The sequence below is a fragment of the Streptomyces sp. NPDC057638 genome (genome assembly GCF_042800315.1).
GTDB lineage: Bacteria > Actinomycetota > Actinomycetes > Streptomycetales > Streptomycetaceae > Streptomyces.
Genome location: NZ_JBHVHF010000563.1, coordinates 1 through 2,152, shown reverse-complemented (window position 1 = coordinate 2,152; position 2,152 = coordinate 1). Strand labels below are relative to the sequence as shown.

Here is a 2,152-nt window from a genome sequence, read left to right as displayed (position 1 = left end):
GTCTGTCACCGCACGCGGTGACGGACCCCGGCGGCCAGAGCCGTCCCCGGAGCCTCAGAAGAGCGCGCTGTAGGCGTTGAGCGCGGGCTGACCCCCCAGATGGGCGTAGAGCACGGTCGACCCCGCCTCGATCTCGCCCGAACCGACCAGGTCGATCAGCGCGGCCATCGACTTCCCCTCGTACACGGGGTCGGTGATCATGCCCTCCGTACGGGCGGCGAGCCGCATCGCCTCCAGCGTCGACGCGTCGGGGACGCCATAGGTACCGGCGTGGTAGCGCTCGTCCAGTTCGATGTCCCGCTCGGTCAGTTCCCGCTCCACCCCGATCAGGGCGGCGGTGTTCCGGGCGATCCGGCCGATCTGCTCCCGGGTGCGTTCCGGTGCGGCGGAGGCGTCGACACCGAGGATCCGGCGCGGACGGCCCCCCTCCTCCGCCAGGGCGGCGAAGCCCGCGACCATTCCGGCCTGGGTGGAGCCGGTCACGGAACAGACCACGATGGTGTCGAAGAAGACGCCCAGCTCCCGCTCCTGCGCGGCCAGCTCATAGGCCCAGTTGGCGAAGCCGAGGCCGCCGAGCGGATGGTCGGAGGCCCCGGCGGGGATGGCGTAGGGGTAGCCGCCGCGCTCCTCGACCTCGTGCAGCGCCCGCTCCCAGCTCTCCTTGATCCCGATGTCGAAGCCCGCGGGCTCCAGCCGCACCTCCGCGCCCGCGAGCCTGCTGAGCAGGATGTTGCCGACCTTGTCGTAGACGGGATCGGGCCACTCCACCCAGTCCTCCTGGACGAGCACGCAGGAGAGCCCGGCCCGGGCGGCGACGGCCGCGACCTGGCGGGTGTGGTTGGACTGGACCCCGCCGATGGAGACCAGCGTGTCGCAGCCCTGGGCGAGGGCGTCGGCGACGAGGTACTCCAGCTTGCGGGTCTTGTTGCCGCCGTAGGCGAGGGGCGAGTTGCAGTCCTCGCGCTTGGCCCAGAGGTCGGCGCCGCCGAGGCGGTGGGTCAGCCGGTCGAGCCGGTGGACCGGGGAGGGCCCGAACAGCAGCGGATAGCGCTCATACGAGGAGAGGGACACGTCGGCTCCTTCGGTCGGGATCGAGAGTGGGAGATGGGACCTACGTCAGACCCTCCGGCTCCAGCGCCGACACCACACCGGACCGCGGCCGCGGCTCCGGCTCCGCACCGGGCCCGGCCGCACCGGACTCCGGCCGCGGCTCCAGCTCCGCACCGGGCTCCCCCGCGCCGGACTCCGGCTCCGGCTCATCCGCCAGTTCCTCCAGCGCGCGCCAGATCCGGGCGGTGACCCGGGCCGCCGCCACGGCGTCCCGGGCCGCGCAGGACGCGATCAGCAGCTCATGCAGGGCGGCCGACTCCAGCGCGCTCTCCTCGGCGAACCGCCGCCACTCCAGCCGTCGGATCAGCGGGGTGTGGCGGGCGATGGTGGCGGCGACGGCCCGGTTGTCGGCGACGCGTACGAGGACGTCGTGCAGCTCGTCGTCGGCGGCGAGCGCGGCGCCGGTCTCCCCCGCCCGGGTGGCCTCCTCGAACCGGGCGTTGGCCCGGCGCATCGCGGCCACGTCCTCGTCCGTGAGCCGGGGTACGGCGGCCCGTGCCGCGAGTTCGTGCATGGCCCGCACCACGACGGCGGCCTCCCGCACCGCCCGGGGCTCCAGCCGGGTGACCCGGGTCCAGCTCTGGGGCTTGGTCTCCACCAGCCCCTCCTCGGCGAGCCGCGCCAGTGCCTCCCGTACCGGCGCCCGGGAGAGTCCCAGCCGCTCGGCGAGGTCGGCGTCCCGCACCGGCTCACCGGGGGGCAACTCGCCTTGGACGATGGCGTCACGGATGGCGGCGTACGCCGTGTCCCGGAGCAGGACCCGGCCGACGGGTCGCAGTGTTCCCATGGGCTGACATGTTAGATGTCAGATTCAGGTGAGAACAAGGGATGAACGGCGCCCCGGCCACGGGCGGACCGGGGTCGGCACCGGGCACGGCTCGACCGCGACCGGGGTGGGTGAGGGTGCGCCGGAGCGATCGGAACCAGGGACCACTCGACGGCGAGTACGGCGAGTACGGCGAGTACGGCGGATACGGCGGATACGGCGGATACGGCGGATACGGCGGATACGGCGAGGCCCGGTGGTCCGGCGGCCCGGGTC

2 protein-coding genes are annotated in these 2,152 nt (G+C 73.6%); both read right to left on the bottom strand.

Annotated features, from left to right (window positions below; translation table 11 throughout):
* Positions 1-54: 54 nt before the first annotated feature.
* Entirely contained in the window at positions 55-1,071 is a 1,017-nt protein-coding gene (locus ACFVIM_RS34770; RefSeq protein ID WP_384310287.1) for a 1-aminocyclopropane-1-carboxylate deaminase, read from the bottom strand.
* 40 nt (positions 1,072-1,111) lie between these two features.
* Positions 1,112-1,897 carry a GntR family transcriptional regulator gene (locus ACFVIM_RS34765; protein ID WP_384310285.1) on the bottom strand — a complete coding sequence of 262 codons (786 nt, stop codon included), beginning with the start codon at positions 1,895-1,897 and terminating at the stop codon, positions 1,112-1,114.
* Positions 1,898-2,152: the final 255 nt, after the last annotated feature.